Origin of the sequence: Salmonella sp. A29-2 (assembly GCF_020150755.1) — a bacterium.
Classification (GTDB): Bacteria; Pseudomonadota; Gammaproteobacteria; order Enterobacterales; family Enterobacteriaceae; genus Salmonella; species Salmonella enterica.
Genome location: NZ_CP083731.1, coordinates 3,777,371 through 3,801,338, shown reverse-complemented (window position 1 = coordinate 3,801,338; position 23,968 = coordinate 3,777,371). Strand labels below are relative to the sequence as shown.

General features: G+C 53.8%; 20 protein-coding genes and 2 pseudogenes. 9 read left to right on the top strand and 13 right to left on the bottom strand.

Features of this window, described 5'->3' with window-relative positions; genetic code table 11:
* Nucleotides 1-86: 86 nt before the first annotated feature.
* Nucleotides 87-200 (top strand): annotated as a pseudogene (locus K8W53_RS18515) (LysR family transcriptional regulator); the annotation flags it as partial.
* Here the strand turns inward: K8W53_RS18515 and yacG are convergent.
* Genes yacG through coaE form a run of 3 tightly spaced genes read right to left on the bottom strand, consistent with a single transcriptional unit; the run spans nucleotide 197 to nucleotide 1,761 of the window.
* Entirely contained in the window at nucleotides 197-388 is a 192-nt protein-coding gene (gene yacG / locus K8W53_RS18510) for a DNA gyrase inhibitor YacG (RefSeq protein WP_023195283.1), read from the bottom strand. The pseudogene K8W53_RS18515 and the gene yacG sit on opposite strands and share 4 nt — an antisense overlap.
* A gap of 9 nt (nucleotides 389-397) precedes the next feature.
* Nucleotides 398-1,141 (bottom strand): cell division protein ZapD, encoded by a 744-nt coding sequence (gene zapD, locus K8W53_RS18505; RefSeq protein WP_000557441.1) that lies wholly within the window; start codon nucleotides 1,139-1,141, stop codon nucleotides 398-400.
* A complete protein-coding gene (gene coaE, locus K8W53_RS18500; protein WP_001270913.1) occupies nucleotides 1,141-1,761 on the bottom strand; it encodes a dephospho-CoA kinase in 621 nt (206 codons plus the stop codon). Before coaE ends, zapD begins: the two co-directional genes overlap by 1 nt.
* 225 nt (nucleotides 1,762-1,986) lie before the next feature.
* On the opposite strand from coaE, the gene K8W53_RS18495 reads away from it, so the two are divergent.
* Entirely contained in the window at nucleotides 1,987-3,030 is a 1,044-nt protein-coding gene (locus tag K8W53_RS18495) for a GMP reductase (protein ID WP_001217365.1), read from the top strand.
* Between the two features lie 30 nt (nucleotides 3,031-3,060).
* Here the strand turns inward: K8W53_RS18495 and hofC are convergent, their stop codons facing one another.
* The 4 genes from hofC to nadC all read right to left on the bottom strand — a co-directional run bounded on the left by hofC (nucleotide 3,061) and on the right by nadC (nucleotide 7,200).
* Nucleotides 3,061-4,263, bottom strand: a complete 1,203-nt coding sequence (gene hofC, locus K8W53_RS18490) for a protein transport protein HofC (protein ID WP_023223781.1) — start codon at nucleotides 4,261-4,263, stop codon at nucleotides 3,061-3,063.
* Nucleotides 4,253-5,638 (bottom strand): type II secretion system protein GspE, encoded by a 1,386-nt coding sequence (gene gspE, locus K8W53_RS18485; RefSeq protein WP_023223782.1) that lies wholly within the window; start codon nucleotides 5,636-5,638, stop codon nucleotides 4,253-4,255. The genes hofC and gspE overlap by 11 nt, the downstream gene beginning before the upstream one ends.
* A 9-nt stretch (nucleotides 5,639-5,647) precedes the next feature.
* The gene (gene ppdD, locus K8W53_RS18480) at nucleotides 5,648-6,085 is read right to left on the bottom strand and encodes a prepilin peptidase-dependent pilin (protein ID WP_000414989.1); all 438 of its coding nucleotides are present in this window, start codon (nucleotides 6,083-6,085) and stop codon (nucleotides 5,648-5,650) included.
* Nucleotides 6,086-6,306: 221 nt separating this feature from the next.
* A complete protein-coding gene (gene nadC, locus K8W53_RS18475) occupies nucleotides 6,307-7,200 on the bottom strand; it encodes a carboxylating nicotinate-nucleotide diphosphorylase (protein ID WP_023223783.1) in 894 nt (297 codons plus the stop codon).
* Between the two features lie 87 nt (nucleotides 7,201-7,287).
* Here nadC and ampD point away from each other — a divergent pair, with 87 nt between their 5' ends.
* Together ampD and ampE are read left to right on the top strand one after the other, a co-directional pair.
* Complete coding sequence (gene ampD / locus K8W53_RS18470; RefSeq protein ID WP_000936326.1) at nucleotides 7,288-7,851, top strand: 1,6-anhydro-N-acetylmuramyl-L-alanine amidase AmpD; 564 nt, start codon at nucleotides 7,288-7,290, stop codon at nucleotides 7,849-7,851.
* Complete coding sequence (gene ampE / locus K8W53_RS18465) at nucleotides 7,848-8,702, top strand: beta-lactamase regulator AmpE (protein WP_000172039.1); 855 nt, start codon at nucleotides 7,848-7,850, stop codon at nucleotides 8,700-8,702. The genes ampD and ampE overlap by 4 nt, the downstream gene beginning before the upstream one ends.
* A gap of 91 nt (nucleotides 8,703-8,793) precedes the next feature.
* Here the strand turns inward: ampE and K8W53_RS18460 are convergent, their stop codons facing one another.
* From K8W53_RS18460 to aroP, 4 genes and pseudogenes are all read right to left on the bottom strand, one after another.
* Nucleotides 8,794-9,744, bottom strand: a complete 951-nt coding sequence (locus K8W53_RS18460; RefSeq protein ID WP_000024767.1) for a family 43 glycosylhydrolase — start codon at nucleotides 9,742-9,744, stop codon at nucleotides 8,794-8,796.
* Nucleotides 9,744-11,150, bottom strand: coding sequence for a glycoside-pentoside-hexuronide (GPH):cation symporter (locus K8W53_RS18455; protein WP_000357539.1), 1,407 nt, complete (start codon nucleotides 11,148-11,150; stop codon nucleotides 9,744-9,746). The genes K8W53_RS18460 and K8W53_RS18455 overlap by 1 nt, the downstream gene beginning before the upstream one ends.
* Nucleotides 11,151-11,313: 163 nt before the next feature.
* Nucleotides 11,314-11,544: pseudogene (locus tag K8W53_RS18450) on the bottom strand (aromatic amino acid transporter AroP); the annotation flags it as partial.
* Nucleotides 11,540-12,916, bottom strand: coding sequence for an aromatic amino acid transporter AroP (aroP, locus tag K8W53_RS18445; protein ID WP_023223785.1), 1,377 nt, complete (start codon nucleotides 12,914-12,916; stop codon nucleotides 11,540-11,542). The gene aroP and the pseudogene K8W53_RS18450, both read right to left, overlap by 5 nt.
* Nucleotides 12,917-13,478: 562 nt before the next feature.
* On the opposite strand from aroP, the gene pdhR reads away from it, so the two are divergent.
* The 5 genes from pdhR to K8W53_RS18420 all read left to right on the top strand — a co-directional run bounded on the left by pdhR (nucleotide 13,479) and on the right by K8W53_RS18420 (nucleotide 21,169).
* On the top strand, nucleotides 13,479-14,243 hold the full coding sequence (gene pdhR, locus K8W53_RS18440; protein ID WP_000331771.1) for a pyruvate dehydrogenase complex transcriptional repressor PdhR: 765 nt from the start codon (nucleotides 13,479-13,481) through the stop codon (nucleotides 14,241-14,243).
* Between the two features lie 159 nt (nucleotides 14,244-14,402).
* A complete protein-coding gene (gene aceE / locus K8W53_RS18435) occupies nucleotides 14,403-17,066 on the top strand; it encodes a pyruvate dehydrogenase (acetyl-transferring), homodimeric type (protein WP_020437936.1) in 2,664 nt (887 codons plus the stop codon).
* Between the two features lie 14 nt (nucleotides 17,067-17,080).
* Nucleotides 17,081-18,970 carry a pyruvate dehydrogenase complex dihydrolipoyllysine-residue acetyltransferase gene (gene aceF, locus K8W53_RS18430; RefSeq protein ID WP_023223786.1) on the top strand — a complete coding sequence of 630 codons (1,890 nt, stop codon included), beginning with the start codon at nucleotides 17,081-17,083 and terminating at the stop codon, nucleotides 18,968-18,970.
* Nucleotides 18,971-19,171: 201 nt separating this feature from the next.
* A complete protein-coding gene (lpdA, locus tag K8W53_RS18425; protein WP_052939483.1) occupies nucleotides 19,172-20,596 on the top strand; it encodes a dihydrolipoyl dehydrogenase in 1,425 nt (474 codons plus the stop codon).
* A 288-nt stretch (nucleotides 20,597-20,884) separates the two neighbouring features.
* Entirely contained in the window at nucleotides 20,885-21,169 is a 285-nt protein-coding gene (locus K8W53_RS18420; protein WP_000765363.1) for an outer membrane protein, read from the top strand.
* Nucleotides 21,170-21,206: 37 nt separating this feature from the next.
* Here the strand turns inward: K8W53_RS18420 and K8W53_RS18415 are convergent, their stop codons facing one another.
* Complete coding sequence (locus K8W53_RS18415; protein ID WP_000757452.1) at nucleotides 21,207-21,998, bottom strand: DUF2950 family protein; 792 nt, start codon at nucleotides 21,996-21,998, stop codon at nucleotides 21,207-21,209.
* A gap of 12 nt (nucleotides 21,999-22,010) precedes the next feature.
* Nucleotides 22,011-23,633: a DUF3300 domain-containing protein gene (locus K8W53_RS18410; protein ID WP_023223788.1), complete on the bottom strand. Its 1,623-nt coding sequence runs from the start codon at nucleotides 23,631-23,633 to the stop codon at nucleotides 22,011-22,013.
* Nucleotides 23,634-23,968 lie beyond the last annotated feature (335 nt).

The following is a 23,968-nucleotide window of genomic DNA, read 5'->3' as shown; positions in this document are numbered from 1 at the left end:
CGGGCTTAGGGTCAGTGATAACGCGCCGAGGTTTTCATCCACCCTGGCGCAGTGGCGGCTACGTTTCTGTTATAGCCTAATCTCGCCGGTTTTATTTGTATTATCCCGGCCGCGCGCATATGGCGCCAAAACTACGCGTATTTATTGATTATTTTTGTCATAAGGCGATATTGCCGTCTCAACAGAGCTATCACCGTTAGCGCTCTTCGCTCCAGTTGTCGCTATCAGACTGGTCGCCGCTGCTGGCGATTCGTTTCTCTTCGGCGGCCCATTCGCCCAAATCAATTAACTGGCAGCGTTTAGAACAAAATGGGCGGAAGGGGCTAATTTCCCCCCAGACGACCGGTTTACCGCAGGTCGGACAGTTTACGACGGTCACGTCAGACATTTTTACTCCTTAGCAACAGGCCAGTTCAAAATCAAGACGCTCCGGCACCAGACCATTTTCACTATCCAGCGGCATAAAGCGAATGGCAAAACGGCTCTTATGGCCGGAAATTTGCGGATAAAGTTGTGAATCGAGCGTCAGCATAAGACGCAGCAAATCGGCGTCGTCCCCGTTATCCTGATAAAAACCGTTCAGGCTGGTTTGCTTACGGAAAGGCGCTGAATTACGGATCAGATCAAGCACCAAAGTCAGCGCCTGGGTGAGGGGATTCAGGCTGGCAAGCCAGCTTTCAATCTGGGCGTCGCGCTGCGCCTGTTGTAGGTGTAACCAGATATGCAGAGTGGGTAAATCGAAACTGCAACAGCCGCCAGGAATACTTAAGCGTTGACGCACAAGGGCAATCAAGCGATCTTCGCGTAGCTGCTGGCCAATCCTCGGGGCGGAGATTAGCACGCTGCCCGCGGATTTTAACTGCTGGCGCAGGGCTTCAATACGGTCTTGATCGACGCCGGGAACCTCAACCCAGGCCTGTAATTTACGCTGCTGGCGCTCCAGTTCTTTCAGCAGTTCGGTACGGACTTCGCCCCGTTCGAACACATCCAGTAGATCGCTGATGTTACGGAAAAAATGCAGTGCGCCAGCATGGTCTGCAATTGGCAGGTTGATGGAGAGCTGTTGGATCAAAAACTCTATGCGCAGCCACGTACGCATCTTCTCATTGAGAGGGTGTTCAAATAGGACCTGGGTGTGCATTACGGTTTTTCCTGTGAGACAAACTGCGACGCGAGCTTAAGATAACTGGCGTGCAGGCGGGCCACATCTGATGCGATAGCATCCGGTGCGCCGTTATTATCAATAACATCGTCCGCCACGGCAAGGCGCGCTTCACGCGTCGCCTGCGCAGCGAGAATGTGTTCAACATGCTCGCGCGTAACATCATCACGCTGCATTGTGCGTATGAGCTGCGTTTCGGGCGTCACGTCAACCACCAGTACGCGGTTGGCTTTTTGATACAGCCTGTTTTCAACCAGCAGAGGCACAACCCATAACACATAGGGCGACGTAGCCTGTTGAAACTGTCGTTGGGTTTCCTGCTGAATTAAGGGGTGAAGCAGAGCGTTAAGCCAGGCTTTTTCTTCCGGATGCGAAAAAATACGCTCACGCAGCGCCCGGCGGCGTAACGTGCCGTCGGCGGCGATAAGTTCAGAACCAAAATGTTCCGCTATTGCGTTCAGGGCGGGCTGCCCTGGCTCAACCATCTGGCGCGCGATAATATCCGCGTCGATGACGGTTATTCCGAGGTCAGCGAAGGCATCAGCGACGGTACTTTTACCGCTGCCAATACCGCCGGTTAAGGCTACGGTATACCTCATATCTCCAGCTTCCGGAATTTTAGTTTGACAATCAAAAGGTTAAATTTCAAGCATGCAAAGACGATACGCTCTGAGCATTAACCTACTATTCGCCAGGTAAATTTATGGGATTGTAACGTAAAAAAAGAGAATTTCGCAGTCTTGTACGGCCATGATTAGTGCGTATGATAACGTCACTGGAGTTGTGAGTTTCGATTTTTCGCCATTAACCCCAGGAATCCGCACATGCGTATTGAAGAAGATCTGAAGTTAGGTTTCAAAGACGTTCTTATCCGTCCTAAACGTTCTACCCTCAAAAGCCGTTCCGATGTCGAACTGGAACGTCAATTCACCTTTAAACACTCAGGTCAGACCTGGTCTGGCGTACCGATTATTGCGGCCAATATGGATACCGTCGGGACGTTTGAAATGGCGCAAGCATTGGCCGGGTTTGATATTCTGACTGCTGTACATAAACATTATACCGTTGAAGAGTGGGCAGCTTTTATCAACACGGCTTCGGCTGATGTTCTCAAGCATGTGATGGTTTCCACCGGGACCTCTGATGCTGATTTCGAAAAAACCGTGCAGATTCTGGCGCTGAATCCTGCGCTGAACTTTGTCTGTATTGATGTAGCCAATGGCTATTCAGAACATTTTGTGCAGTTCGTCGCGAAAGCACGTGAAGCATGGCCGACAAAAACAATCTGCGCAGGCAATGTGGTAACGGGCGAGATGTGCGAAGAGCTTATCCTCTCCGGCGCCGATATCGTGAAAGTGGGAATTGGTCCCGGCTCCGTATGCACGACGCGTGTAAAAACCGGAGTTGGTTATCCGCAACTGTCGGCGGTTATCGAATGTGCTGACGCGGCGCATGGCCTGGGCGGCATGATCGTCAGCGATGGCGGCTGCACCATGCCAGGCGACGTAGCAAAAGCCTTTGGCGGCGGCGCGGATTTCGTTATGTTGGGCGGCATGCTGGCGGGTCACGAAGAGAGCGGCGGCAGCGTGGTAGAAGAGAACGGCGAGAAATTTATGCTGTTCTACGGCATGAGTTCGGAATCTGCGATGAACCGTCATGTCGGCGGCGTTGCGAAATACCGCGCGGCAGAAGGTAAAACGGTTAAATTGCCGCTGCGTGGGCCGGTGGGCAATACCGCCCGCGATATCCTGGGCGGCCTACGCTCAGCCTGCACTTATGTCGGCGCGTCTCGCCTGAAAGAGTTGACCAAACGCACCACCTTTATTCGGGTGCAGGAACAAGAAAACCGCATTTTCAATAGCCTCTAATATTCTGGCTGGCGTAAATGTGCGCCAGCCTTATCCCATCCCGCTCATCGCGTCTCCCAGATGAAAAATCGGCAAATACATCGCCACCACCAGCGTACCGATAATTAAACCGGTGATGATCAATAACGCCGGTTCCAACAGCGACGCCAGATTATCGGCCAGCGCCAGCGTAGTTTCACTGTGGTGACGGGCAAGGTTATGCAGCATGATATCGAGTGAACCGGACGCTTCGCCCGTTCTGACCAGTTGCAGGCATAGCGGACTAAATTCCTGGGTATTTTTTAGCGCCAACCAGACCGGATTGCCCGCGGAGATCTCCTGATGTACCTGCGTTAAACGCTGTGACCAGTAAGGGCAGCCGAGACTCTCGATAGCGCTTTCCAGTCCCTGAAGAAAAGGAATGCCTGCGCTTTGGGTTAATGCCAGTACGGTGAATATTTGCGCTAGTTTCTGGCCTCTTATCAGGCGACCCATAACGGGAAGCCGTAGCAGAAGACGCTGCCGCTGCGCTTGCCAGGACGGTTTTTGTTTTACCCTGCGGTGAGCGATAGCAATGAGCATCGTCAGGAACAAGATGAGCCAACCCCATGTCGACCCCCATTGCGCTATCGCGATAATACCGCGCGTCAGAAGAGGGAGCGGGGTATTGAAGCTACGGTAAATGGCGGCAAATTCCGGCAGGACAAAGTGCAGCATGGCGAAAACGACCAGGGCGGCCATTGTCAGAATAATGGCGGGATAGCGCAGCGCCTTTTTCACGCTAACCGTAATCTGCCGTTGCGCTTTTTGCTGACGGGCCAGTTCAAAGCAGCAGTCGGCCAGTTTGCCGGTCAGTTCTCCGGTGCGGATCATCGTCTGGTAGAGCGGCGGAAATACCTGCGGCCAGGAGACTAATGCGCTGGAAAAAGGGACGCCCTGTTCAAGCTCGTGAGCCAGCGTGCGCAACAGCGCTTGCCATTGTCGGTGTGGATGCTGTTGCGCAAGGAGTTCCAGCCCTTCAGAAAGCGTCAGTCCGGCATGAATGAGCGTGGCCAACTGATGAATAATTTCAGCGCTTTGCTCTTCTTTCCACAGTGCGGCGTTAACGCCCATGCGCTTGATGCAAAGCGGCATAATGCGCTGATGTTGCAGGGTGATGATCAGCGCCAGACGATTGTCCACCCATACAACGTCTTGTTCCAGTTGACCTTTATCGTTAACGCCTTGCCAGCGCCAGAGCTGTTTAACGCTCATGGGGCATTCCCAGAACGCGCAGTATCTCTTCAAAGGACGTCATGCCTTGCTCAACGGCGCGACAGCCATTTTCAAAAAGCGTCCCTGTACCGGTCTGTTGGAGGTGGGCTTCCAGTGCTTGCGCCGATGCGCCGCTCGCAATTAACTGACGTAATGCCGGGGTAACGGTTAACACTTCGAATAACGCGGTTCGGCCATAAAAGCCGTGGTAGCAATGCTGGCAGCCGCTTGCCTGCCAGCGCGGTAGCGCGCTGGGCCAAAGATTGGGCGATAGCACTACGGGATCGTTCAGGCGCTGTTTGCAGTGCGGGCAAAGCTTCCTTACCAGGCGTTGCGCTACCACCAGCGTAAGCGCCGATGAGATCATCCAGCGTGCTACGCCCATTTGCTGCAAACGTATCAGGGTTTCGCTGGTGGAGTTCGTATGGAGCGTTGAAAGTACCAGATGGCCCGTTTGTGCCGCCTTAATGGCGATTTCTGCGGTGTCGCCGTCACGAATTTCACCTACCATGATGATGTCAGGGTCCTGGCGTAAAAGCGCGCGCAGCACATTTTGAAAGGTGAGCCCGGCGCGGGGATGGATCTGCGTCTGGTTAATCCCATCCAGTGGAATTTCTATCGGATCCTCAACGCTACAGAGGTTGATATCCGGCGTATTCCGGGTTTGTAGCGCGCTGTATAGCGTGACCGTTTTTCCGCTACCGGTGGGGCCAGTCACCAGTACCAGCCCCTGAGGTTGCTGTAGAGCTTGTCTAAAAGCGGTAAGTTGTGCCCCGTACATGCCCAGCGTGTCCAGATCCAGCGTTTGTTCAACCTGATGCAACAACCGTAAGACGACTTTTTCGCCTTCTTTACAGGGAAGCGTGGCGATACGAAAAGAGATGCTGTCGCCCGTCAGGTCAACGGTAAATTGCCCGTCCTGCGGCAGCCGATGTTCAGCGATGTCCAAATTTCCCAGGACTTTCAATCTGGCCGTCAGCGCAAGCCCCGTCTCTTTGGCGATGTCCTGCAGAATATGAAGAACGCCGTCGATGCGGAGTCTTATTCGGTAGCGGCTGGCGCCTGGTTCGAGATGGATATCAGAGGCGCGTTTCGCCATCGCCGAGCGTAATGTCTGATTGAGAAGCTGGGCCGCGGTTTCTCCGCCTTTCGCGGCGTTTGCCGAGGGAGCCTGATCCGGCTTATGCCGATGATTTTCCATTTGCTGGCGAGTCCAGCACACAATATCAATCTGTTTTTGCGTGGCGAAATGCAGAGCGTCCAGTAACGCATGAGAGGGCGCGTCGACCACCGCAACAGTGATACTGTTGCTGGCGCTATTGATCAGTACAGCCTGATGACGTTGACACAAGGTGTTGAGCTGAGCGTCTTTCATCTTGTCTCCTTAGTTGGCGTCAAAACGGAAGACATCTTCACAAGCCTGTTGTAACGCGCTGTCGCTTTGAATATTGCAGTTACGCGTCCAGCCGGTAATGCCGTTAGCATTGTCCCAGGCGGGCGTCATGATGACGCTAAGCCCGCTCAGACTCTCCTGGCCGGTAAGCGTGATGACGCCTTTTTCCACGCTCATGCCCGAAACATAACGGGTGATGACGGGCGAGGGGATACCGTTGACGCCCGCATCGCATGTGCTCGTCCCACCATGTTCCAGAGCGCAGAGTTCGACGGCGGTACGGTAGGGGACAAACGTTTGCAACATATCCGTCAGCGCCGCTTTACGCAGATAGTTCTGGTAAGCCGGAATGCCAATGGCGCTTAAAATGGCGATGATGCCAATAACGACCATCAGTTCGATAAGCGTGAAACCGCGTTGTTTTTCCATTGTTCGCTCCTTGAGTTAGCTGGCGCTACTGTGGCAAACGCGGGAAGAGCGGGCGAGCGGCAAAAGGTAAAACGGGAAGGCGGATTCTGAAGATTTTTGCTGCGTTACATGACACGGCAACGTTATTGCGAGGCGCTACGAATATTTTACCGAATCACGACGCGGATCTACGGACAGGTGATTTATAGACCCGACGGCGCAGCGCCATCGGGTGGAGAGGATCAGCGAAAACGCATGGAGAGATCGAGCGCGCGTACGTGCTTGGTCAGCGCGCCAACGGAGATGAAATCCACCCCGGTTTCAGCAAATTCGCGTAAGGTTTCCGCGGTGACGTTGCCGGATACTTCCAGCCGCGCCTGGCCGTTGACGCGTTTCACCGCCTCGCGCATCTGGTCGGTGTTGAAATTATCCAGCATGATAATATCCGCGCCTGCTTTCAGCGCATCGTCCAGTTCATCCAGATTTTCGACCTCGACTTCTACCGGCACGTCCGGATGTAGCCAGAACGCTTTTTCCACCGCCTGACGAACCGAACCGGAGGCGATGATATGGTTTTCTTTAATCAGGAACGCGTCAGTGAGGCCCAGACGATGATTGGCGCCGCCGCCGCATAAAACCGCATATTTGAGCGCGGTGCGCAGACCCGGCAGCGTTTTACGCGTGTCGAGCAACTGGGTTTGGGTGCCAGCCAATAGTCCAACGTAGCGGCGTACTTCACTGGCGACGCCGGAAAGGGTCTGGACAAAGTTTAGCGCCGTGCGCTCGCCGGTCAGCAATACGCGAGCCGGGCCGTTCAGTTCAAACACTGTTTGGTTGGCATGAATGGCGTCGCCGTCATCGACATGCCAGGTGAGGCGCACATCATCGCCCGCCAGTTGGATGAAGACCTCTTCAGCCCAGCGCTTGCCGCAGAAAACGCCGTCTTCACGAGTGATCACCGTGGCATGGGCTCGCGTATCTGCCGGCAAAAGTTGCGCGGTGATATCGTTGCCAGCATCGACTTCTCCACCTAAATCTTCACGCAGCGCCTGAGCAACGGCGGCAGGGATATCGAGATTAATGCGTTCCAGTAGCGCGTCACGTCGGTCGTCTGGGTTATAACGGCGAGGCGGCATGATAAAACTCCAAATTGCTAACGAATCATAAGGTAGAAACATGCTACTCTGAAGCAGCTATAAGCACCACTCAAAAGGAGACTCCGCATGTTGCCAGATAAGGGTTGGTTGGTAGAGGCGCGACGCGTCCCTTCTCCGCATTATGATTGCCGTCCGGATGACGAAAAACCGTCCTTGCTGGTGGTGCATAATATTAGCCTGCCCCCCGGCGAGTTTGGCGGTCCGTGGATCGATGCATTATTCACCGGAACGATAGATCCAGACGCCCATCCTTTTTTTGCAGAAATCGCTCATCTTCGTGTTTCGGCCCATTGTCTGATTCGTCGCGACGGTGAAATCGTCCAGTATGTGCCTTTTGATAAGCGTGCGTGGCATGCGGGCGTGTCAAACTATCAGGGGCGGGAACGTTGTAATGATTTCTCCATTGGTATTGAGCTGGAGGGGACGGATACGCTGGCTTATACCGATGCGCAGTATCAGCAGCTAGCCGCCGTGACGCGCACGCTTATCGCTTGCTATCCGGCGATCGCCGACAATATGACCGGACACTGCAACATTGCGCCTGACCGCAAAACGGACCCTGGCCCTGCCTTTGACTGGCCGCGCTTTCGCGCTTTGGTAGCCCTCTCGTCGCACAAGGAGATGACATGACGCTGTTTACGACATTACTGGTGCTGATTGTCGAGCGCCTGTTTAAGCTGGGCGAGCACTGGCAGCTCGATCATCGGCTGGAGGCGCTATTCCGTCGGATTACGCATTTTTCGATGTTGCGCACGATGGGAATGACGGCGATCGCGATGGTGGTGACTTTTCTACTGCTCCAGGCGTTGAAAGGGCTGCTATTTAACGTGCCGACGCTGGTGGTGTGGATTCTCCTGGGCGTGCTGTGTATCGGCGCGGGCAAAGTGCGAGTACATTATCACGCCTGGCTGAAAGCGGCGTCCCGCAACGATCCGCATCCTTGCGAGGCGATGGCCAGCGAGCTTACGCTAATCCACGGCGTGCCGCCGGATTGTAATGAGCGTGAATTTTTGCGTGAGCTGCAAAATGCGTTGTTATGGATAAATTTCCGTTTTTACCTCGCACCGCTATTTTGGTTTATCGTTGGCGGTCCATGGGGGCCGGTAACACTGGTGGGCTATGCGTTTTTACGGGCCTGGCAGACCTGGCTGGCGCGCTATCAGACGCCGCACCAACGTTTGCAATCCGGCATTGACGCTATTCTTCATGTGCTGGACTGGATTCCGGTACGTCTGGCGGGCGTAGTTTATGCATTACTGGGGCATGGCGAGAAAGCGTTGCCGGCCTGGTTTGCCTCGCTGGCGGATCTGCATACTTCGCAGTATCAGGTGCTCACACGTCTGGCGCAGTTCTCACTGGCGCGCGAACCGCATACTGACAAAGTAGAAACCCCCAAAGCGGCGGTGTCGATGGCGAAGAAGGCCTCGTTTGTGGTGGTGGTGATTATTGCGTTGCTCACCATTTATGGGGCATTAGTGTAGCGTTGTGCCGATGGCGCTAACGCTTATGCTGCCTACAATGGAAAAATCTGTAGGCCCGGTAAGCGCTAGCGCCACCGGGCAGTGCAACGGCTCAGATCGTATCGGCTGGCGGCACGCCAAAATCAGGCATCCCGTTTTCGTCCCAGCGCACCCGTTTCAGACGCGTATGGCGGTTGGGATCGTACAACGGATCGCCTTCAATTTCGGTGTAATTTCTCGCGTGGTACACCAGTACATCTTCACCTTCCGGCGTTTGCGTAAAGCTGTTATGTCCCGGCCCATACTGGCGATTTTCATAGCTGGTGGTAAAGACCGGGCGCGGTGATTTATGCCAGTTGGCCGGATCGCGCGGATCGTCGTTTACGTTAATCCACAGTAATCCCATACAGTAGTTTTCATCGGTGGCGCTGGCCGAATAGCTGATAAACAGCTTGTCGCCATGCACCACGACGGCCGGACCTTCGTTAACCCAAAAACCCCGACACTCCCAGTCGTACTCTGGCTTACTGAGTCTTACCGGCTCGCCTTTAATCGTCCACGGATTTTCCAGTTCAGCCAGATAAATATTTGAATTACCGGCAATATCCGGCGCTTTTTGCGCCCACAGATACCACTGCTTTCCCTGATGATAAAAAGTGGTGGCATCGAGGGCGAAGGTATCAAACGGTGTTTTAATTTGACCTTTCTCCGTCCACTTGCCGGTGAGTGGGTCGGCATCGGCGCACTCCAGGGCAAACATGCGGTGCTGGAACATTCCCAGCTTATCAAGCGCTTGAGTATGGGTAGCGGCAAAATAGATGTACCACTTGCCGTTGATGCGGTGCATTTCCGGTGCCCAGATGAGCTGGCTCATCGGGCCACTTTCCGGTTTGCGCCAGACGACAACGGGGTCGGCGGCGCGCAACCCTTCCAGCGAATCAGCCCGGCGGATTTCCAGCCTGTCATATTCCGGTACGGAGGCAATAAAGTAGTAATCGCTGCCGTCGCGTAAAATAAACGGATCGGCACGTTGTTCAATAAACGGGTTTGGCCAGTTTGCCATCAGGCTTTCCTTACGCTTTCAGCGGCTTTGAGCTCCTGCAACTCACTCAATTCGCGGTAATTAGTGCGACGTTTTTCCAAATCGTCCTGGATTTTTTTCATCAGTTCACGGTCAACTTTCAGCAGACGTACCACGCCTGCGGTAATCAGATAGCCAACGCCGGGGATAACGGTAAACAACAGCATAATACCGTTCATCGCCGAGGCGCTTTGCGCTTTGGCGCTGGCGTCATAACCGTACCAGGAGAGCAAAAAGCCGACCATCGCCCCGGCAATCGCCAGGCCCAGTTTCAGGAAGAACAGATTACCGGAGAAGCTAATACCGGTAATGCGTTTGCCGGTTTTCCATTCGCCGTAATCATCGACGTCCGCCATCAGCGACCAGTGCAACGGGGAAGGGATCTGATGCAGAATATTGAGCAGGAAGTAGAGCGCCACTATCATCACGGTAGCTTTCGGATCAAAGAAATAGAACGCGCAGGAGAAAATCGCCAGCGCGATATTGGTCCAGAAAAATACCTTCAATTTACACCAGCGATCGGTTAAGACTTTTGCCAGCATACTGCCGATCATCATACCGACCACGCCAAGACTAATAAAAAGCGTAGCGAAATGGGTGCTTTGTCCCATCACCCAGGTGACGTAATACATGGTCGCCGCCATACGGATAAACCCCGGGCAGACGTTACATAAGGTCAATAGCAGAATGCGTACCCATTGATCGTTTTTCCACACGTCTTTGAAATCATTCTTCATATCATCGTGCGTCGGAACGGCAGGGCGAACGCGTTCGCGGACGCTGGCAAAGCAGAACAGAAACATACCCATGCCGATAATCGCCAGCACGGTCATCGCCAACTGATAGCCTTTGGCTTTGTCGCCGCCGCCAAACCAGTCCACCATCGGCAATAGCGTTAACGATAGCAACAGCGTCGCGATGCCGACTAACACGAAGCGATAAGCCTGACAGGCCACGCGCTCTTTTGGATCGTTGGTGATCACGCCGCCCAGTGAGCAATAGGGAATATTGATGGCGGTGTAGGTCACGGAAAGCAGAAAATAGGTGACGAAAGCATAGACAACTTTGCTGTTATAGCCCCAGTCCGGCGTCGTGAACATCAGAACGCTGAACAGCGCGTAGGGAAATGCAATCCACAGTAGCCAGGGGCGGAAACGACCATATTTACTTTGGGTACGATCGGCAAGCGCGCCCATCACCGGATCGGTAACGGCATCGATAACGCGTACTGAAAGGAGTAAAACACCGACTAACGCCGGGGCAAGACCAAAAATATCCGTATAAAAATAATTAACAAACAGCATGATAGCGCCAAAAATAATGTTACATCCGGCGTCGCCCATGCCATACCCGATTTTTTCTCTTACCGAAAGTCTGCCCTTATCCATTGAGACTTCTCCCCATCAGATGATGGTGGTAATTATTCGCTTGCGAGCTTTTTTTTGCGTAGCAGGATCACGCCGCTGATATGGATAAAATGGTTATACGTGGGAAACTGTGAGGCAGATAACACCCTCCCCGGACGGGGAGGGCGGAAAAGTAACGTCACGATCAGTGGGCTTTCACCGTTTTTGCCGTTTTTTCTTTACACAGGTAGCCGACGCCCAGGATGAGCAGCCATACGGAGATGGCCATGCCCGGGGTCGTCACCATAATGACCAGCACGGCAGCCATGAGGGCCAGGCAGATCCAGTTCCCCAGCGGGTAGAACAGCGCCGGGAAGCGCGTGATGACGCCCTGTTGCTGTTTGGCTTTGCGGAACTTCATGTGCGCCAGGCTAATCTAATGGCCAGCGCAGAAACCAAAACTTCTGCTTAGACATAAAGCCGATGCCCAGAATGATGATCCATGCCGGAATCAGCCACACGGAGATCGCCATACCTGGCGTCATCAGCATAATGATCAATACCGCCGCCATAAACAGCAGGCAGAGAACGTTGCCGAGCGGATAAAACAGGGCCGGGAAGCGGGTTTTCACGCCCTGCTGCTGTTTCGCGCGACGGAACATCATATGGGCAAGGCTAATCATCGCCCAGTTAATGACCAGCGCGGAGACCACCAGCGCCATCAGCAGTCCGAATGCGGACTCTGGGGCCAGGTAGTTGAGCAGCACGCACAACGCCGTCACGACGGCGGAAACCAAAATGGAGCTCACCGGCACGCCGCGTTTGTCGACGTTCAGCAGCGCTTTCGGCGCATTTCCCTGCTGGGCCAGACCGAACAGCATACGGCTGTTGCAGTAAACGCAGCTGTTATAAACCGATAGCGCGGCGGTGAGAACCACGATATTCAGCGCATTGGCGACAAACGTATCGCCCAGCTCATGGAAGATAAGAACAAACGGGCTGGTATCGGCGGTGACGCGAGTCCATGGCAGCAGCGAAAGCAGAACCGCCAGTGAGCCGATATAAAAAATCAGGATGCGATAGATAACCTGATTGGTGGCTTTGGGAATGCTCTGTTCCGGGTTATCGGCTTCAGCGGCGGTGATCCCTACCAGCTCCAGTCCGCCGAACGAAAACATAATAATGGCCATCATCATCACCAGCCCGGTCCAGCCATGCGGCAGAAAGCCGCCCTGTTCCCACAGGTTGCGCACGGTGGCCTGCGGACCAGCGGTATCGCTGAAGAGTAACCACGCGCCGAACAGAATCATAGCGATGACGGCGATCACTTTAATAATGGCGAACCAAAACTCCATCTCACCGAACACTTTAACGTTGGTCAGGTTGATGGCGTTGATAATCACAAAGAAGGCTGCCGCAGAAGCCCAGGTGGGGATCTCCGGATACCAGAACTGGATATATTTACCCACTGCGGTCAGTTCCGCCATGGCAACTAATACGTACAGTACCCAGTAGTTCCAGCCGGAAGCGAATCCGGCAAAGCCGCCCCAGTATTTATAGGCGAAGTGGCTAAAAGAGCCGGCGACCGGTTCTTCAACCACCATCTCCCCCAGCTGGCGCATAATCAGAAAGGCAATAAAGCCTGCAACCGCATAGCCCAGGATAATTCCTGGCCCCGCCGACTGAATAACGGAGGCGCTTCCCAGGAACAAGCCTGTCCCTATCGCGCCGCCCAATGCGATAAGCTGAATATGGCGGTTTTTCAGGCCGCGCTTGAGCTGCTCGCCGTGCTGCTGACTGTCCATCATAAAACCTCGTGTATCGGGCGCGGTTTATTCATAACGCGCTTATTTTGAACGATGCAGTAGTGCGTGTGTAAGTTTGCAATTCCGCTTTTTGTATTGATTTGTTTACAGATTCGTTTTTTTAAATGTCACTTCAACTCTTTCGTCTTGATCAGAATAATGGTATGTGGCCGCGAATGCACCTGCTTTGTGCAGGGGTGATGACGAGTTGCGTAAAAAGAAAGCACTTGTAAATACCTCCTTTTATTTTCCCTTACAGAGGTTAATTTATTTTTATTCATTATTTATGCATATAAATGCATTTAATCTGCTGTTGAATCGGTTCAGATGAGATTTTTTATCGTTTCAAATACGTTAAATCTACCTCCTGGTGGGTAAATTTAACATTTGTACACAGTTACAGTTTTGAAACATGATTTCTGTAAAATTGTTAAAATGTGCCTCCTTTACTGATTTCAATCAAAACCTGTATGGACAGAAGGTGAATACTTTGTTACTTTAGCGTCACAGACATGAAATTGGTAAGACCAATTGACTCCGGGCAAATGGCTTAAGACAGGAAATCATGGCCTACAGCAAAATCCGCCAACCAAAACTCTCCGATGTGATCGAGCAGCAGCTGGAGTTTTTAATCCTTGAGGGAACATTGCGTCCCGGAGAAAAACTCCCACCGGAACGTGAACTGGCAAAACAGTTCGACGTCTCCCGTCCCTCCTTGCGCGAGGCGATTCAACGTCTCGAAGCGAAGGGATTGTTGCTTCGTCGCCAGGGCGGCGGAACCTTCGTGCAGAGCAGCCTGTGGCAGAGCTTTAGCGACCCGCTGGTGGAACTGCTCTCCGATCACCCTGAATCCCAGTTTGACCTGCTCGAAACGCGCCATGCGCTGGAAGGCATTGCGGCTTATTACGCGGCGCTGCGCAGCACCGACGAAGATAAAGACCGTATTCGCGAGCTGCACCATGCCATTGAGCTGGCGCAAGAGTCCGGCGATCTGGATGCCGAGTCCGAAGCCGTGCTCCAGTATCAAATCGCCGTCACCGAAGCGGCGCACAACGTGGTATTGCTTCATCTGCTAAGGTGTATGGAGCCGATGCTGGCGCAAAACGTGCGGCAGAACTTCGAATTGCTGTATGCGCGTCGGGAGATGCTGCCGCTGGTGAGTACGCATCGCACCCGTATATTTGAAGCCATTATGGCCGGAAAACCAGAAGAAGCGCGTGAAGCGTCACACCGCCATCTGGCGTTTATCGAAGAGATTATGCTGGACAGAAGCCGTGAGGAGAGCCGTCGTGAACGCGCTTTACGCCGTCTGGAGCAGCGCAAGAATTAGTTTTTTCTGGCAGAACGTTAACCAGAAGATGTTGTGAATAAAGCGCAAAAATGTGCGCGGCAACTAAACGCAGAACCTGTCTTATTAAGCTTTCTGACGAAAGTTTAATGGGACAGGTTCCAGATAACTCAACGTATTAGATAGATAAGGAATACCCCCATGTCAGAACGTTTCCCAAATGACGTGGATCCGATCGAAACTCGCGACTGGCTACAGGCGATCGAATCGGTCATCCGTGAAGAAGGTGTTGAGCGCGCTCAGTATCTGATTGACCAACTGCTTTCTGAAGCTCGTAAAGGCGGCGTGAAAGTCGCGGCAGGCGCAGGGGCCAGTAATTACATCAACACTATTGCCGTTGAAGACGAACCGGAATACCCGGGTAATCTGGAGCTGGAACGTCGCATTCGTTCTGCTATCCGCTGGAACGCCATCATGACCGTGCTGCGCGCGTCTAAAAAAGACCTTGAGTTGGGCGGCCACATGGCGTCCTTCCAGTCTTCCGCCACGATCTATGATGTCTGTTTCAACCATTTCTTCCGTGCGCGCAACGAACAGGATGGCGGCGACCTGGTATACTTCCAGGGCCACATCTCTCCGGGCATCTACGCTCGCGCGTTCCTGGAAGGTCGTCTGACCCAGGAACAGATGGATAACTTCCGTCAGGAAGTTCACGGCAATGGCCTCTCTTCCTATCCGCACCCGAAACTGATGCCGGAATTCTGGCAGTTCCCGACCGTCTCTATGGGGCTGGGCCCAATCGGTGCTATCTACCAGGCGAAATTCCTGAAATATCTGGAACACCGCGGCCTGAAAGATACCTCTAAACAGACCGTTTACGCCTTCCTCGGCGACGGCGAGATGGACGAGCCGGAATCCAAAGGCGCGATCACCATCGCCACCCGTGAAAAACTGGACAACCTGGTCTTTGTTATCAACTGTAACCTGCAGCGTCTTGACGGCCCGGTCACCGGTAACGGCAAGATTGTTAACGAACTGGAAGGCATCTTTGCAGGTGCTGGCTGGAACGTTATTAAAGTCATGTGGGGCGGTCGTTGGGATGAACTGCTGCGTAAAGACACCAGCGGTAAACTGATCCAGCTGATGAACGAAACCGTTGACGGCGACTACCAGACCTTCAAATCCAAAGACGGCGCTTACGTGCGTGAGCACTTCTTCGGTAAATATCCGGAAACCGCAGCCCTGGTGGCCGACTGGACTGACGACCAGATTTGGGCGCTGAACCGCGGTGGTCACGATCCGAAGAAAGTCTATGCTGCACTGAAAAAAGCGCAGGAAACCAAAGGCAAAGCGACCGTAATCCTGGCCCATACCATTAAAGGTTACGGCATGGGCGACACCGCGGAAGGTAAAAACATCGCTCACCAGGTTAAGAAAATGAACATGGACGGCGTGCGTTACGTCCGCGATCGTTTCAACGTGCCGGTTGCCGATGCTGATCTCGAAAAACTGCCGTACATTACCTTCCCGGAAGGTTCTGAAGAACACAAATACCTGCATGAACGCCGTCAGGCGCTGCATGGCTACCTGCCAAGCCGTCAGCCGAACTTCACCGAGAAGTTAGAGCTGCCTCAACTTTCAGATTTCGGCGCGCTGCTGGAAGAGCAAAGCAAAGAGATTTCCACTACGATCGCTTTCGTGCGTGCTCTGAACGTGATGCTGAAGAACAAGTCGATCAAAGATCGTCTGGTTCCGATCATTGCCGACGAAGCGCGTACTTTCGGTATGGAAGGTCTGTTCCGTCAGATTGGTATCTACAGCCCGAACGGCCAGCAGTACACCCCGCAGGACCGTGAGCAGGTTGCTTACTACAAAGAAGACGAGAAAGGCCAGATTCTGCAGGAAGGTATCAACGAGCTGGGCGCAGGCGCATCCTGGCTGGCTGCGGCGACCTCTTACAGCACCAACGATCTGCCGATGATCCCGTTCTACATCTACTACTCTATGTTCGGGTTCCAGCGTATCGGCGACCTGTGCTGGCAGGCTGGCGACCAGCAGGCTCGCGGCTTCCTGATCGGCGGGACTTCCGGTCGTACTACGCTGAACGGCGAAGGTCTGCAGCACGAAGATGGTCACAGCCACATTCAGTCGCTGACTATCCCGAACTGTATCTCTTACGACCCGGCTTACGCTTACGAAGTGGCTGTCATCATGCATGATGGTCTGGAGCGTATGTACGGTGAGAAACAAGAGAACGTTTACTACTACATCACCACCCTGAACGAAAACTACCACATGCCGGCCATGCCAGCAGGTGCCGAGGAAGGTATCCGTAAAGGTATCTACAAACTCGAAACCCTCGAAGGTAGCAAAGGTAAAGTTCAGCTGCTGGGCTCCGGTTCTATCCTGCGTCATGTGCGTGAAGCGGCACAGATCCTGGCGAAAGACTACGGCGTAGGTTCTGACGTGTACAGCGTAACCTCCTTCACCGAACTGGCGCGTGATGGTCAGGATTGTGAGCGCTGGAACATGCTGCACCCGCTGGAAACCCCGCGCGTACCGTACATCGCTCAGGTGATGAACGACGCTCCGGCTGTAGCATCTACTGACTATATGAAACTGTTCGCCGAGCAGGTTCGTACTTACGTACCGGCTGACGACTATCGCGTACTGGGTACGGATGGCTTCGGTCGTTCCGACAGCCGTGAGAACCTGCGTCACCACTTCGAAGTTGATGCTTCTTATGTGGTTGTCGCAGCGCTGGGCGAACTGGCTAAACGTGGCGAAATCGACAAGAAAGTGGTAGCGGATGCGATTACCAAATTCAACATCGATGCAGATAAAGTTAACCCGCGTCTGGCGTAAGAGGTAAAAGAATAATGGCTATCGAAATCAAAGTACCGGACATCGGGACAGATGAAGTTGAAATCACCGAGATTCTGGTCAAAGTGGGCGACAAAGTGGAAGCTGAACAGTCGCTGATCACCGTAGAAGGCGACAAAGCCTCTATGGAAGTCCCGTCTCCGCAGGCTGGCGTCGTGAAAGAGATCAAAGTCTCTGTCGGCGACAAAACCGAGACTGGTGCACTTATCATGATTTTCGATTCCGCCGACGGTGCAGCTGACGCTGCACCTGCTAAGGCAGAAGAGAAGAAAGAAGCGGCTCCGGCAGCAGCACCTGCTGCGGCAGCGGCGAAAGACGTTCACGTTCCGGATATCGGCAGTGACGAAGTTGAAGTGACTGAAGTGATGGTGAAAGTGGGCGACACCGTAGAAGCTGAACAGTCGCTGATCACCGTCGAAGGCGACAAGGCCTCTATGGAAGTTCCTGCTCCGTTTGCAGGCACCGTGAAAGAGATCAAAGTGAACACCGGCGACAAAGTCTCTACCGGCTCTCTGATTATGGTCTTCGAAGTGGCGGGTGAAGCAGGCGCAGCAGCACCAGCGAAAGCGGAAGCCGCTCCGGCTGCGGCTGCTCCAGCAGCAGCGACGGGCGTGAAAGACGTTAACGTACCGGACATCGGCGGTGACGAAGTTGAAGTCACCGAAGTGATGGTCAAAGTCGGCGATAAAGTTGCCGCTGAACAGTCGCTGATCACCGTCGAAGGCGACAAAGCCTCCATGGAAGTGCCTGCGCCGTTCGCGGGCACCGTGAAAGAAATCAAAATCAGCACCGGCGATAAAGTGAAAACCGGTTCTCTGATTATGGTCTTCGAAGTAGAAGGCGCAGCGCCTGCGGCCGCTCCGGCTAAACAGGAAGCGGCGGCACCGGCTCCGGTGGCGAAAGCTGAGAAGCCTGCTGCCCCGGCTGCCAAAGCGGAAGGCAAGTCTGAGTTCGCTGAAAACGACGCTTACGTTCACGCTACCCCGCTGATTCGCCGCCTGGCGCGCGAGTTTGGCGTAAACCTGGCGAAAGTGAAAGGCACCGGTCGTAAAGGCCGTATTCTGCGCGAAGACGTTCAGGCTTACGTGAAAGACGCAATCAAACGCGCGGAAGCTGCGCCGGCTGCTGCGGGCGGTGGTATCCCGGGTATGCTGCCGTGGCCGAAAGTGGACTTCAGCAAGTTTGGTGAAGTTGAAGAAGTGGAACTGGGCCGTATCCAGAAAATCTCTGGCGCGAACCTGAGCCGTAACTGGGTGATGATCCCGCACGTTACGCACTTCGACAAAACCGATATCACCGATCTGGAAGCGTTCCGTAAACAGCAGAACGCCGAAGCTGAGAAGCGCAAACTGGATGTGAAATACACGCCAGTGGTCTTCATCATGAAAGCGGTTGCCGCTGCTCTGGAACAGATGCCGCGCTTCAACAGCTCTCTGTCCGAAGACGGTCAGCGTCTGACCCTGAAGAAATACATCAACATCGGCGTGGCGGTTGATACCCCGAATGGCCTGGTGGTTCCGGTCTTTAAAGACGTGAATAAGAAGAGCGTGACCGAGCTGTCTCGTGAACTGACCGCCATCTCCAAAAAAGCGCGTGATGGTAAGCTGACCGCTGGCGAAATGCAGGGTGGTTGCTTCACTATCTCCAGCATCGGCGGCCTGGGAACTACCCACTTCGCGCCGATTGTTAACGCGCCGGAAGTGGCTATCCTCGGCGTTTCTAAGTCGGCGATGGAACCGGTGTGGAATGGGAAAGAGTTTGTGCCGCGTCTGATGATGCCTATCTCTCTTTCCTTCGACCACCGTGTGATCGATGGTGCTGATGGTGCGCGTTTCATTACCATTATCAACAATATGTTGTCTGACATTCGCCGTCTGGTGATGTAAGCGAAAAAGCCGGCCCGACGGCCGGCTTTTTTTTGATAATCTCATGGAGTTTGTGAGGTTATTAGCGAAAGCGATAATTCGTGATCCGTTTGTTGTTTCAAAATTGTTAACAATTTTGTAAGATACGGGCGGATAGAACGACCCGGTGGATGATGGGCGATCAAGTACCCCGGACCGCCGGATACAAATAAAGAGGTCATGATGAGTACTGAAATCAAAACTCAGGTCGTGGTACTTGGGGCGGGCCCGGCAGGCTATTCTGCCGCTTTCCGTTGCGCTGATTTAGGTCTGGAAACCGTAATTGTAGAACGCTACAACACCCTTGGCGGTGTTTGTCTGAACGTCGGCTGTATCCCTTCTAAAGCGTTGCTGCACGTAGCAAAAGTTATCGAAGAAGCCAAAGCGCTGGCTGAACACGGTATCGTCTTCGGTGAGCCGAAAACCGATATCGACAAGATTCGTACCTGGAAAGAGAAAGTGATCACGCAGCTGACCGGCGGTCTGGCGGGTATGGCCAAAGGCCGTAAAGTGAAAGTGGTCAACGGTCTGGGTAAATTCACCGGGGCGAACACCCTGGAAGTGGAAGGCGAAAACGGCAAAACCGTGATCAACTTCGACAACGCGATCATCGCGGCAGGTTCTCGTCCGATCCAATTACCGTTTATTCCGCATGAAGACCCGCGCGTATGGGATTCTACCGACGCTCTGGAACTGAAAGAAGTGCCGAAGCGTATGCTGGTCATGGGCGGCGGTATCATCGGTCTGGAAATGGGGACCGTATACCACGCGCTGGGTTCAGAGATTGACGTGGTTGAAATGTTCGACCAGGTTATCCCGGCGGCTGACAAAGACGTAGTGAAAGTCTTCACCAAGCGCATCAGCAAGAAATTCAACCTGATGCTGGAAACCAAAGTGACTGCCGTTGAAGCGAAAGAAGACGGTATCTACGTTTCGATGGAAGGCAAAAAAGCCCCGGCTGAAGCGCAGCGTTATGATGCGGTTCTGGTAGCGATCGGTCGTGTGCCGAACGGTAAAAACCTCGACGCGGGCAAAGCTGGCGTGGAAGTTGACGACCGTGGCTTTATCCGCGTGGACAAACAGCTGCGCACCAACGTGCCGCACATCTTCGCTATCGGCGATATCGTCGGTCAGCCGATGCTGGCGCATAAAGGCGTTCACGAAGGCCACGTTGCCGCTGAAGTTATCGCCGGGAAGAAACACTACTTCGATCCGAAAGTTATCCCGTCTATCGCGTACACCGAGCCAGAAGTGGCATGGGTTGGCCTGACCGAGAAAGAAGCGAAAGAAAAAGGCATCAGCTATGAAACCGCCACCTTCCCGTGGGCAGCTTCTGGCCGTGCTATCGCTTCTGACTGCGCAGACGGTATGACCAAACTGATTTTCGACAAAGAATCTCACCGCGTGATCGGCGGGGCGATTGTCGGCACCAACGGCGGCGAGCTGCTGGGTGAAATCGGTCTGGCGATCGAAATGGGCTGTGACGCGGAAGACATCGCGCTGACCATTCATGCGCACCCGACGCTGCACGAGTCCGTCGGTCTGGCTGCTGAAGTGTTCGAAGGTAGTATTACCGACCTGCCGAACCCGAAAGCGAAGAAGAAATAATCTTCTGTAGGTGGCAATGCGCCACCCGATACAAAAAAGCGGCTTTACAGCCGCTTTTTTTATGCATGGCAAATCAGATGTGTCAAATGATGGCGAAGGATAACGAAACCGCAAAATTTATCTTTTCCGCAGCAGTGCGTTTTTCAAAGCTTATGCCGTCGGTAGTGCCTTTGTCTGTCATTTTCGACCAACTAATTGTTTCATAAGAAATACCTCTCCTTACTTTGTCATCACCCTGAAATTAGTAACGCTATAAAATAATAGCGAGCTAATTATGAGGTTTGATATATGAAACTTTTTCTGACAACAGCAGCGCTAACTGCGACGTTGATTTCCGGCATGGCATTTGCCAGCGATCCCGTCATCCCCTGGGCGACTAACAGCGGCGGTACGGAAAGCACGCATATTGCGGCAATGGGCGAGGATTTGAATGCGCAGCATCAGCAGATCACCCACACGCATGAAGGCGTATGGGCGGCCAATTCCGGCAGCATTCAGGCTGATGAAGCCGCGCTGACCAGCAACAAGCCGCCGGTACAAGGCCACCCGGAATTAATGCCGCATCAGGGCTAATGATCATGGCCTGGCGATAACGCCAGGCGCTTACGGGTTATTCGGCGACCTGCCACTGCGCGTCTGGCGCAAAACGCGTGATAGCCTGAACTTTACTCTCCGTCTCCTTGCCTAAATCCGCCTGATAAATACGATCGTCCTGGTTGACCATAAAACTCATCACCCCGGTTTCGCCGTAATGCATCGGCCAGGCCAGAAGCGCCGCGCCGTGACCGTCGTTATCGCTGATAATACGGAAATGGTAGCCGTGGTAACCCTCGTCTGGCGCTGCGGGGCTAAAGTTTGGGCCTAACGGACTGGGGACGTCGCCTGCTTTGGTTGGCCAGTACAGGCCATCTTTTTGGCCTTCGCTACTGATTATCCTGTGCGCCCAGCGATGGTTTTGTAAGTAATAATCCTGCTGCGCATCAACGTAAGCATGCATGGCCTGTAAGGTAGAAAGTTCATTTCGCCCAATAGTACGGGTGAGGATCTCATTCCCGGCTGCCGCCATATCAAAGCGCCAGCCGCCAGTCTCTTTCACCATGGGCACCGGGAGCTGCCAGTCTTCTCGTCCGACATTCAGGTGCGCCGTATTGTCTTTCTGTACAATGCGATGGCCTTCGCGCCAGTCACGATTGAAGCGGGCCACGGCCTCGGGATCGGCACCTTCCGGCGGCAGAAATTGCCGCCAGTCATCGCCCAGTAGCGCGGTAAGCTGCGTTTCGTTTTTTCCGGCTACCGCCGCGGCGAAGGCGCTGGCGGCCGCTTCCGGGGAGGGGAACCGTTCCTGCGCGTAGCCCAGCAAGGGTAACGACAGTAACAGAGCGCTTAACATAACCTTTTTCATTATCTGCTCCGGTTAACGGCGATGAAATTCATGATGTTCAGAAAAATGTTCCCGCGCGGCGGCGCGTTGCTCGGTGTTTAAGTGACTGCCGCGACGGCTTTCCAGGCCGCGTAGCTGTTGCGATTGCCATGACGGCGATCGACTGTCGTTCCCGCTAAACACATTGGCGTGCATATTCTGGCGAAATGCCTGACGCTGCTGCGGCGTAGAGGATTCAATACGCTGGCGGGCGGTGTCTCTCTGCTGCTGTGAAACAGGGTGCTGCTGGGCTTTAGCCTTCAGCTCGGAACGATGCTGCTGCGTGGTGGATTTATTCAGTGTCTGCTGCGCAGCCTCGCGACGACTGCTGTTTTGTGTTCCGTCATAGCCACGGTAATTATTACGCTGGGCAATTTGATTTAACTGCTGCGATGCCGCTTTGCGCTGTCTATCGCGGGATGTCTCGCCTGACAGGTTAGCGGGTGATGTATGGCTGCGTTGTTGGAATTGCGCCATGGCCGCCTGGCGCTGACTGTCGCGAGACACTGGCGCTTGCTGCGTTGCGCTTAACCCGCCGCTAACATTGGTGGGATGGAACTGTTGCGCAACGGTATTATTCGGATAGGGGACGCCATTGCGCCAGGCGGGATTATGCTGCCAGCCCATCGTTTGGCCCGGCAGGTTTTGCCCGGATATCCGGTTGAAATTATTGACATTGATGTTGATATTATCGCCATTATGTTGATAACCGTTACCACCATGATGGTAATCATCATCATGATGGTCGTCGTCATGGTGGTGATGATCGTCGTCATCCCAGTCTATGCTGCTGAACAACGCATAGGTGGTGGCGACGCCCAGACTATAACCAAAACCTTTAACAAAACTATCGGCAAACTGCTGCCCCGGAGGGGGCGGTAAATACACCGGCGGATAAGCGGTATTGGGCCAGGCGCCATACACCGTCGCGGGGTTATAGTTCGGCACGTACACCACCTGCGGATTCGCGGGTTCAATTTTTATAACGGTCGACGGTGTCGCTGGCGTACTGGCGGATGTGGTGGTTGTCGTCGTGACGGCGGTAGAAGCGCTGGACTTCGGCACGCTGGTGACGGTTTGCTGTGGCGTGGATTTTAGCGAACCGGTTTGTTGAGCGAGCAGACGCAGCCTTTGCACCGCATCCATCACATCCTGTGGCTGGGCTAAGAACGCATCGCCCAGGTTTTGCACCCATTGCGGATTCTCGCCCATAAGCGCCATCAACTGGGGAAAGGCGACCAGCGATTTGACGCTGGGGTCCCACGGTTGGCTGGCCACCGCCTGAATAGCGGCATCGCCCTGCAGCGTAGGGTTATCGCGCGACCACTGGACGGCCTGAACTACGTTCGCCGGGTAGGTGGAGGCCATGAGCACCTGCGAAAGCAGGGCATCGGGATAAAGCGCGACAGGCGCGACCCATTGATCAATTTGCGCAGTGGTAAAGGTCGTTTTCGCGACAGGCGCGGGCACAGCGGTCTGCGTTGGCTCAGAGGCGGGAGCTGCCGCCTGCGCGGGCGCTTCGGGAGCGCGGCTTTTAACATACAGTACGCCCGAAGCGGCAAATAACCCGGCACTGCACACAAGGGCAATGAGATGGGGTTTAAAGGGCAACGTCATTTTATCTCTCCCGATTCCAGAGAATCGCTATGGTCATTATGCCTGCCGCCGACGGGGTGCAGTTTCGCGTGAGTATAAAGGGACGATAGTTTAATTTTTAGCTAATGTTGGGATCGGTAACGTTACGTGACGATCAAAGCACGAAATGAGGTAAGCATTTATGGCTGCAGCTCCCGCCTCAGTAGAGCATTAGACCATCCTTAACGATTCAGCCACTTTTTTATGTTGCTTTTTTGTAAACAGATTAACACTTAAAGAAAATCCTGTTATTGTGCCTTATGCGGTACCGGGCATTTACCCTACTAACTACTGTCTCACAGGAGCGTGAAGAGAAT

Excerpts from the sequence above, each read along its gene's own strand:
- yacG (WP_023195283.1), bottom strand. The coding sequence starts at position 388 with ATGTCTGACGTGACCGTCGTAAACTGTCCGACCTGCGGTAAACCGGTC.
- zapD (WP_000557441.1), bottom strand. The coding sequence starts at position 1,141 with ATGCACACCCAGGTCCTATTTGAACACCCTCTCAATGAGAAGATGCGT.
- coaE (WP_001270913.1), bottom strand. The coding sequence starts at position 1,761 with ATGAGGTATACCGTAGCCTTAACCGGCGGTATTGGCAGCGGTAAAAGT.
- K8W53_RS18495 (WP_001217365.1), top strand. The coding sequence starts at position 1,987 with ATGCGTATTGAAGAAGATCTGAAGTTAGGTTTCAAAGACGTTCTTATC.
- hofC (WP_023223781.1), bottom strand. The coding sequence starts at position 4,263 with ATGAGCGTTAAACAGCTCTGGCGCTGGCAAGGCGTTAACGATAAAGGT.
- gspE (WP_023223782.1), bottom strand. The coding sequence starts at position 5,638 with ATGAAAGACGCTCAGCTCAACACCTTGTGTCAACGTCATCAGGCTGTA.
- ppdD (WP_000414989.1), bottom strand. The coding sequence starts at position 6,085 with ATGGAAAAACAACGCGGTTTCACGCTTATCGAACTGATGGTCGTTATT.
- nadC (WP_023223783.1), bottom strand. The coding sequence starts at position 7,200 with ATGCCGCCTCGCCGTTATAACCCAGACGACCGACGTGACGCGCTACTG.
- ampD (WP_000936326.1), top strand. The coding sequence starts at position 7,288 with ATGTTGCCAGATAAGGGTTGGTTGGTAGAGGCGCGACGCGTCCCTTCT.
- ampE (WP_000172039.1), top strand. The coding sequence starts at position 7,848 with ATGACGCTGTTTACGACATTACTGGTGCTGATTGTCGAGCGCCTGTTT.
- K8W53_RS18460 (WP_000024767.1), bottom strand. The coding sequence starts at position 9,744 with ATGGCAAACTGGCCAAACCCGTTTATTGAACAACGTGCCGATCCGTTT.
- K8W53_RS18455 (WP_000357539.1), bottom strand. The coding sequence starts at position 11,150 with ATGGATAAGGGCAGACTTTCGGTAAGAGAAAAAATCGGGTATGGCATG.
- aroP (WP_023223785.1), bottom strand. The coding sequence starts at position 12,916 with ATGATGGACAGTCAGCAGCACGGCGAGCAGCTCAAGCGCGGCCTGAAA.
- pdhR (WP_000331771.1), top strand. The coding sequence starts at position 13,479 with ATGGCCTACAGCAAAATCCGCCAACCAAAACTCTCCGATGTGATCGAG.
- aceE (WP_020437936.1), top strand. The coding sequence starts at position 14,403 with ATGTCAGAACGTTTCCCAAATGACGTGGATCCGATCGAAACTCGCGAC.
- aceF (WP_023223786.1), top strand. The coding sequence starts at position 17,081 with ATGGCTATCGAAATCAAAGTACCGGACATCGGGACAGATGAAGTTGAA.
- lpdA (WP_052939483.1), top strand. The coding sequence starts at position 19,172 with ATGAGTACTGAAATCAAAACTCAGGTCGTGGTACTTGGGGCGGGCCCG.
- K8W53_RS18420 (WP_000765363.1), top strand. The coding sequence starts at position 20,885 with ATGAAACTTTTTCTGACAACAGCAGCGCTAACTGCGACGTTGATTTCC.
- K8W53_RS18415 (WP_000757452.1), bottom strand. The coding sequence starts at position 21,998 with ATGAAAAAGGTTATGTTAAGCGCTCTGTTACTGTCGTTACCCTTGCTG.
- K8W53_RS18410 (WP_023223788.1), bottom strand. The coding sequence starts at position 23,633 with ATGACGTTGCCCTTTAAACCCCATCTCATTGCCCTTGTGTGCAGTGCC.